This window comes from Candidatus Methylomirabilota bacterium (assembly GCA_027293415.1).
Lineage (GTDB): Bacteria > Methylomirabilota > Methylomirabilia > Methylomirabilales > CSP1-5 > CSP1-5.
The window spans coordinates 1-7,638 of sequence record JAPUFX010000069.1 but is presented as its reverse complement, the minus strand read 5'-3'; the positions used below and the strand labels follow the sequence as shown (position 1 = coordinate 7,638).

Here is a 7,638-nt window from a genome sequence, read left to right as displayed (position 1 = left end):
GTACGACGTTTGAGGCGGAGGGCCTTCTCGACCACCGCTGCCAGTCCCTCAGTCAGGGGGAGGGTGTCGATTGCGTCAAGATTAACCCAGCGGGCTTCTGAAATGTCCGACGCGGCTATCAATCGACCCCGGCGCCAGGAGGCCAAGAAGTCGATAATGACGTAGTGATAGCGAACCCGCCTCTTCCGGTCGGCATAAATCCGGTCCAGCACCTCCACCACTTCTCCCACCTCCACGTCGATCCCGCACTCCTCCTTCACCTCGCGTGCGACCGCTTCCTTCAGCCCCTCTCCAAGACTGACCGCGCCTCCCGGCAGGCTCCAGAGATTGCGACTGGGGTCCGTACCCCGACGGACCAGCAAGACCTTGCCAGCTTTCACCACGATCGCGCCAACAGCCACGATGGGATGGGGCGGATACTCGCGACTCATCCTTGCTCCGGAGGAGATAGAAGTTGACAAGGGGGGAAGAAGATATTATCAATGGTTTTTGGTTTGTCCAAGGTCAATCTACGAGGAGGGAACAGTCCAGTGCCGATCTACGAGTACGAGTGTGAGGTCTGCAGCCACACTTTTGAGGTCATTCAGAAGTTCTCCGACGACCCCATCAAGGCGTGCGTCGCCTGCTCTGGGCCCGTTCGCCGGCTCCTGTCGCCTCCTGGCCTGGTCTTCAAAGGGACCGGCTGGTACGCGACCGATTACGCCGGCCCGGAGCGGAAGAAGGCGATGGAAGGAGAGAAAAGGGAGCAAAAAGGCTCCGAGGCCTCCGCGGATACCAACGGCAGCGAGCGGACAAGCAAGACGGACAACAAGGCCGACACAGACGCGGCGAAGGACTAGATGACCGACGACTGATCACCGCGAAGAATCAAAAAGCATTCGGTCATCGGTTTACGGTCATCGGTCGTCGCGCAGTGACCATCGGTGATCAGGTATTCGGCCATCATTGAGTGCTTGGTGCAGCACTAGCTCCCTTCCGTCTCGGTGAGAAGTGCCTGGACGTGAGGAACGGTCTCGGCGATAGGCACGAGGGCGTCCTCTTGGGTCCGGCGATTTCGAATCTCAACTTGGCCCTCACGGATCGCTCGACTCCCCACCGTGGCCCGATAGGGAATCCCCAAAAGGTCCGCGTCCTTGAATTTGACGCCGGCCCGCTCATCCCGATCGTCGTAGAGGACCTCCACCCCTGCCGCCACGAACTGCCGGTATAGCTCGTCCCCCACGGTCCGCATCGTCTCGTCCTTTACATTGACCGTAAGTAGGAGAACCAAGAAGGGAGCGATACTCATCGGCCAGATGATGCCGTCCTGGTCATGGCTTTGTTCGATGGCAGCAGCGGCGATGCGGGCCGGGCCGATCCCGTAGCTGCCCATGACGATGGGGTGCTCCTGCCCTTTCTCATCGAGATAGACCGCTCCGACAGGTGTGGAATACCGGGTCCCTAGCTTGAAGATGTTCCCGACCTCGATCACCGGCTCGACCGCGAGAGGAGCGCCGCACTGCAGGCAGGTCTCTCCTGATTGGACGTGGTGAATGTCGGCGTACCGCGCGCTGAAGTGCTTGCCGGGGACCACGCCACGCACGTGGTATCCCTCGCGATTGGCCCCTGCCACATAGACCCCTTCGGCGACCGTCTCATCGGCCAGACGGGGTAGTTCAAGACCCAGCGGGCTGAGGAAGCCCACCTCCACTCCGGCGATCTCCTTCACCTCATCGCGATGGGCCGGCCGGAATGGACCAACGAGACGCTGCAGTTTCTTTTCCTCTAGGAGCTGGTCTCCCCGCAGCAGGCAGAGGAGCGGCCCCTCCCCGGTCATGACCATCAGGGTCTTCAAGGTGAGACGGGGATCGATCTGCAAAAAGTTCGAGACTTCCTCGATGCTCCGGGCTCCCGGGGTCGCAAGCTCCTCCAGAGAGGACCATGGGGGGAATGTGGGCGCAGGCGACTTCGAAGATGCCAGCTCGATATTGGCCGCGTAGCCGCAGGAGGTGCACAGGACAACCTCATCCTCCCCTGCAGGACTTGGAGCCATGAACTCGTGCGACCCTGCCCCACCCATCATCCCTGGATCGGACTCGACTACGTAAAACTTGAGCCCGCATCGCCCAAAAATCCGCGCGTAGGCTTCCTTGTGGAACTCGTAGCTCCGCCCGAGTCCCTCTTCGTCCGCATCCAGGCTATAGGAATCCTTCATATGAAATTCCCGGGTCCGCAGGACGCCGCTCTTTGGCCGGGTCTCGTCCCGGAACTTCACCTGAATCTGGTACCAGATCTGGGGCAGGTCTCGGTAGGAGCGAATCTCCTTCACAGCGAGCCAGGTGATGACCTCTTCATGCGTCATCCCGAGGCACATGTCCCGCTTCCCGCGATCCTTCAGGCGGAACATCTCCTCGCCAATCTCGTCCCAGCGACCGGTCTGTTGCCAGAGTTCGGCCGGGTGGAGCGCCGGCAGGGTGATCTCTTGCCCCCCGATCCGGTTCATCTCCTCGCGGATGATGGTATTGATTCTGTCCAGAACTCGCTGTCCCAGCGGCAGGTAGCAATAGATCCCGGCGGCCAGTTGACGCACCATCCCGCTCCGGATCATGAGCCGGTGGCTCGCCGCCTCCGCCTCGGCGGGATCCTCTTTCAACGTGGGGATAAGCAGATTACTCCAACGCATGATATGGCAAGGGGAATGGTGGGACTCATTCCTTGGGAAGGATGGTGAGCAGATCCTCGGCACCGGGTGAAATGTCTTCCACCTCGCCGGAGGCGGCCATCTTCTGAAGTTCCTCGACGAGGGCGTCGGCTAGCTGTTCCTCCTTCACCTTCCGGATGATCTGCCCCTTTTTGATGAGGATACCGACTCCGTTACCACCGGCAATGCCGATATCTGCCCCCCGCGCCTCGCCCGGGCCGTTCACGGCGCAGCCCATCACCGCCACATTTATCGACTTCTTTAGGCCAAGTTCAGCCAAACGGCGCTCCACCTCCTTGGTGAGCCCCATAATATCAATCTCCACCCGCCCGCAGGAGGGGCAGGCGATGATGTTGAGCCCCCGCTTCCTCAGGTCCAGGGCCTTCAGGATCTCGAACCCGACCTTAATCTCTTCGACGCAGTCCTCGGTGAGGGAGACCCGGATGGTATCGCCGATCCCCTGGGACAGGAGTGCACCCATCCCGACCGCGGATTTCACAGTCCCCGGAAAGGCGGTCCCCGCCTCGGTGACGCCCAGGTGAAAGGAATAGTCCACTTTCTCGGCGAGCAAGCGGTAGGCGGCAATCATCATGGGCGGGTGCGATGCCTTGAGGGAGACCTTGATCTCGGGATAGTCGAGGTCCTCGAGTATCCGGATGTGTTTCAGTGCGCTTTCTACCATCGCTTCGGGCGTCGGCTCGCCGTATTTCTCCATCAGTTCTTTCTCCAAGGAGCCGGCGTTAACCCCGATGCGGATCGAGACTCGGCGGTCTCGGGCAGCCCGGACGACCTCTTCTACCTTCCACCGCGCTCCGATATTGCCGGGATTGAGACGCAGGCCGTCCACACCCTCCTCCAGCGCCATCAAGGCCAGCCGGTAATTAAAGTGGATATCAGCAATGAGGGGGATGCGTATTTGGGGCCGGATCTCCTTGAGGGCCGCCGCAGCTTCTTCATCCGGGACCGCCACCCGGACCAGCTCGCAGCCCGCCGCCTCCAAGGCCCAGATCTGATCGACGGTGGCCTCGACATTCCGCGTATCGGTCTTGGTCATCGACTGCACCGAGACCGGTGCATCCCCACCGATTTTCATGGAACCCACCTGGATCTGCCGTGTCTCCCGCCGCGTGATCATTTTTACCCCCGTTGCCAGTTATCCGATGACCGCTATCCGATTACCAAAACCAAAGGACCGATTTCTTTCGGTCGTCGGTGATCGGTGGTCGACGCCAGTCAACGTTCATCGAGCTATGAACCATGAATCGTAAACTCTGGACTCTCCACCGTGAACCATGAACTGTGAACCGTGAACCGCTCTATGGATGCCCGAGCAATCGAAAGATGTCGTTATAAAAGGCGAAAATCATCAAGGCCACCAAGAGAACCAATCCCACCCGCTGTGCCATTTCCCGCATCTTGACACTGACCGGCTTCCCACGGAACAGCTCGATGGAGAAAAAGCAGAGGTGGCCTCCGTCCAGGATGGGGATAGGGAGAAGGTTCAACACCGCGAGATTCACGGAAATGATCGCGGTGAGCCGGAGCAGGTGCGAAAATCCCTGCTGGGCCTGCTCCCCGGTCATCTTGGCCATGAGGATTGGGCCGCCGATGGTCCGCGGAGAGACATCCCCTTTCACCATCTTCCACAACACCCGGACGATCAGGATGGTCGTGGAAGCGGTCGCCACGGCACCATGATATAGGGCGGTCAGCGGGCCGATCCGCTCGTACAGGAAGCCCTCCGGCGGGGTGATGCCGATGCGCCCCTCCGTCACGGTCCGGCCCGACACATCCTGCCGCGTCACGGCCTTTGGAGTCACGGTAATCGGCAAGCGCTCACCAGCCCGCTCGATTATCAGGGTCACTTCCTGCCCAGCCCGGGTGTGGACCCGTCGGGCCAGCTCCTCAAACGTTCCGACCGGCTCCCCATTCACGGCAACAATGCGATCCCCGACCCTGATCCCCGCCGCCGCGGCGGGAAATCCATCCATCACCCGGCCCACAGTGGGCGAAAAGAAGGGCCCAACGCCGATCGCCCACACCTCGCGCTCATCGCCGAAGAAATCGGTCAGGGTCCTCCGGCGGGGGGTTACTGTGATATCCCAACGGACTGAGTCCCGCTCAATACGGAATGAGACGGGCTTTCCTTCCGAGGCCTGTACCGCTGCCTCGATGTCCTCCCACGATTTCACCGGGCGATCCAGCACAGCAAGGATCCGGTCCCCCGTCTGAATGCCGGCGACCGCAGCTGCCGACTGCGGCTCGGGCTTGCCTGCCACCGACGGGAAGACGGGGCGTCCCACCACGGCGAAGACTCCCCAAAAGAGGAGCAGAGCAAGTAGGAAATTGGATCCGGGCCCAGCCAGCACAATGGCGATCCGAGCCCAGACCGACTTATGGGCAAAAGATTTCTCGAGATCAAGGGGCTGGCCCGAGCCATCGAAGACCTGCCCGGTGTCGTCGATCACCACCTCCCGAGGGTCTTCCCCCATCATCTTGACATAGCCCCCGAGCGGGATAGCAGACACCAGATACTCGGTCTCCCCCCTTCGGAACCCAAAGAGCCGGCGTCCGAATCCGAGTGAGAACTTGAGCACCCCAACTCCCATCCGCTTCGCGACCACGAAGTGGCCCAGCTCGTGGACGAAGATGAGGACTCCCAGCATGATGATAAACAGGACGATGGTGTACAGAATGTTCGCGGTCATGACGCCTGCCTAACCTTGTCCCGGTACGTTTGGGAGAGTTCTTCCCGCACTTCCCGATCCACAGCCAAAATGTCCTGCAGACTCTCCCCGCTCCTCGACCGGTGACCTCTGAGTCCCGCCTCGATCACCTGGGGGATTTGGGCGAAGTTGATCTCCCGATTGAGGAAGAGTTCGACCGCCACTTCATTCGCGGCGTTGAGGGCCGCTGGCGCCGTCCCCCCCACGGCGACCGCTTCGTAGGCGTATTCGAGGCAGGGAAACCGCTCCCGATCCACTGCCTCAAAGGTCAGCGAACCGACCTGCAGCAGATCCAAGGTGGGAAAGGAGTGCTCGAGACGATCCGGGTAGCTCAGGGCATAGAGGATCGGGAGGCGCATATCAGGAGGGGAGAGCTGGGCCAGCACCGAGCCGTCCACGTACTCGATGAGGGAGTGGACGATGGACTGGGGATGAACGATCACGTCCACGTGCTTCACGTCAATACCAAACAGCCATCGGGCCTCGATTACCTCGAGTCCTTTATTCATCAAGGTCGCAGAGTCGATCGTGATCTTTTTCCCCATATTCCAGGTTGGATGGTTCAAGGCTTCCTCGGGGGTAACCGAAGCGAGCCGTTCCTTGGGGTACTGTCGTAAGGGTCCCCCAGAGGCGGTCAGGATGATCCGTTTAAGCGCCGCCCGGCCGCCGCCCTCCAGACATTGAAAGATGGCCGAGTGTTCACTGTCGACGGGGAGGAGCTTCACCCCTCGGGCGGTCGCCTCGGAGGTGAGGAGTGCGCCGGCCATCACCAGGGCTTCCTTAGTGGCTAACGCCACATCTTTGCCGGACCGGACGGCTGCAAGAGCAGGCTTGAGCCCGGCTGCGCCCACGACGGCCAGCAGGGTGAGCTGAGCATCGGGGTAGGCCGCAACCTCGCCTAACCCCTCCTCTCCGAAACAAATCTTTACCGGAACGCCACGGAGGCACTCCTTGAGTTCCTGCGCTCCTTCAGGCTTCCCAACCGAAACCACTTGCGGCCGAAACTCTCGAACCTGCTCGGCCAAAAGGTCGAGCCGCCGCCCAGCCGCCAACGCCACCACCTGAAAGGCATCGGGATGGGCCCGAACCACTTCCAGGGCCTGTACGCCAATGGAGCCGGTTGAGCCCAGGATGCTCAGGCGCTTCATGGCCTCTCTTTGACCCCGACCCCGTCTCTCGACCCAGTCTTGATGAGGTACATGGCCTCGTCGGCATGGCGCAGGAGGGCTTCCCCATTTGTCCCGTCCTCGGGATACGTGGCAACGCCAAAGCTAGCGGTAAGCGAAACCTCCGCCCCCTCCACCGGTCGGAACCGATGGCTCCGGATCGCCTCGCGAAGACGGTGCCCGGTCCCGACCGCCCCTTTTTGATCGGTCTCGGGCAGCGTGACCGTAAATTCATCCCCCCCGAACCGGAAGATCTTGTCTATCCGTCGAAGTTTGGTCCTGATGACGCCGACCACCTCGATCAGGACTCTACTCCCTGACAGATGGCCATACTGGTCGTTGACCGCCTTCAATTGATCGAGGTCGAAGAAGAGGACTGAGAAGGGGTGCTTGTACCGTCGGGACCGTTCTATCTCCTCTTCCAGATACTGATCCATCCCGCGGCGATTCAGCACACCGGTCAGGTCATCTTGAAGGTTCTCCTCGCGGAGACGCGCATTCGCTTGGAGCAAGTGATATCGCTCCACGGCGTTCCGCACGGCGATCTCGAGCTCCACCGGTTGAATCGGCTTGCGGACGGCACTATACGCCCCCCGTCCCATGGCGGCGGTGGCCTCGTCACTCCCCGGAGAAGCCGTCACAATGATGGACTGCTCCGGCTTGAGTTGAATCATTTGGTCCACCATCTCCTCCACGGTGAACCCTCCTGGCATATTCGGGTTAACAAGGACAACCGCGTAGTCTCCCTCCTGGAGCCTCCTGAGGGCCTCCTTGCCGGTCGAGGCCTCCGTGGGATGGAATCCCCGCTGCTCAAGGAGTTCACGAAGCTCCCTACGCGCGGGTTGCTCCATATCCATGACTAAAATTTTCTCGCCGGCCACCCCGGGGTCTCTCACCTGATTTCGTCACTCCGCGAATTCTAAAAGGGTATAGTCGCATTCCAGCCACCTAATGAATCCGGTCCGACTAGTGGCAATGCGGCGCTGCGAGGATTTTCTTGCCATCATTGTATCAGTAACTCACGGTGGCAAGGATCCAGGCCCTTTACCCGCACTCAGATGGCAGG

General features: G+C 60.7%; 7 protein-coding genes. 1 reads left to right on the top strand and 6 read right to left on the bottom strand.

The annotated features are described in order from the left end of the window. Positions 1-431 (bottom strand): NUDIX hydrolase (locus tag O6929_05545; GenBank protein ID MCZ6479849.1); only part of this gene is annotated, 431 nt, incomplete at its 3' end. A gap of 99 nt (positions 432-530) precedes the next feature. On the opposite strand from O6929_05545, the gene O6929_05540 reads away from it, so the two are divergent. After that, on the top strand, positions 531-839 hold the full coding sequence (locus O6929_05540; protein ID MCZ6479848.1) for a zinc ribbon domain-containing protein: 309 nt from the start codon (positions 531-533) through the stop codon (positions 837-839). A gap of 125 nt (positions 840-964) precedes the next feature. Here O6929_05540 and O6929_05535 read toward each other — a convergent pair whose 3' ends face one another. The 5 genes from O6929_05535 to O6929_05515 form a co-directional block, all read right to left on the bottom strand. Beyond that, complete coding sequence (locus O6929_05535; GenBank protein MCZ6479847.1) at positions 965-2,662, bottom strand: proline--tRNA ligase; 1,698 nt, start codon at positions 2,660-2,662, stop codon at positions 965-967. Between the two features lie 25 nt (positions 2,663-2,687). Beyond that, the gene (gene ispG, locus O6929_05530) at positions 2,688-3,815 is read right to left on the bottom strand and encodes a flavodoxin-dependent (E)-4-hydroxy-3-methylbut-2-enyl-diphosphate synthase (protein ID MCZ6479846.1); all 1,128 of its coding nucleotides are present in this window, start codon (positions 3,813-3,815) and stop codon (positions 2,688-2,690) included. Between the two features lie 181 nt (positions 3,816-3,996). Then, positions 3,997-5,388: an RIP metalloprotease RseP gene (rseP, locus tag O6929_05525; GenBank protein ID MCZ6479845.1), complete on the bottom strand. Its 1,392-nt coding sequence runs from the start codon at positions 5,386-5,388 to the stop codon at positions 3,997-3,999. After that, entirely contained in the window at positions 5,385-6,554 is a 1,170-nt protein-coding gene (locus O6929_05520; GenBank protein MCZ6479844.1) for a 1-deoxy-D-xylulose-5-phosphate reductoisomerase, read from the bottom strand. Before O6929_05520 ends, rseP begins: the two co-directional genes overlap by 4 nt. Next, entirely contained in the window at positions 6,551-7,453 is a 903-nt protein-coding gene (locus O6929_05515) for a diguanylate cyclase (protein MCZ6479843.1), read from the bottom strand. The genes O6929_05520 and O6929_05515 overlap by 4 nt, the downstream gene beginning before the upstream one ends. Positions 7,454-7,638 lie beyond the last annotated feature (185 nt).

What these genes read in the sequence shown, in the direction of transcription:
- O6929_05520 (MCZ6479844.1), bottom strand. Translation starts at nt 6,554, where the DNA reads ATGAAGCGCCTGAGCATCCTGGGCTCAACCGGCTCCATTGGCGTACAG.
- rseP (MCZ6479845.1), bottom strand. Translation starts at nt 5,388, where the DNA reads ATGACCGCGAACATTCTGTACACCATCGTCCTGTTTATCATCATGCTG.
- ispG (MCZ6479846.1), bottom strand. Translation starts at nt 3,815, where the DNA reads ATGATCACGCGGCGGGAGACACGGCAGATCCAGGTGGGTTCCATGAAA.
- O6929_05535 (MCZ6479847.1), bottom strand. Translation starts at nt 2,662, where the DNA reads ATGCGTTGGAGTAATCTGCTTATCCCCACGTTGAAAGAGGATCCCGCC.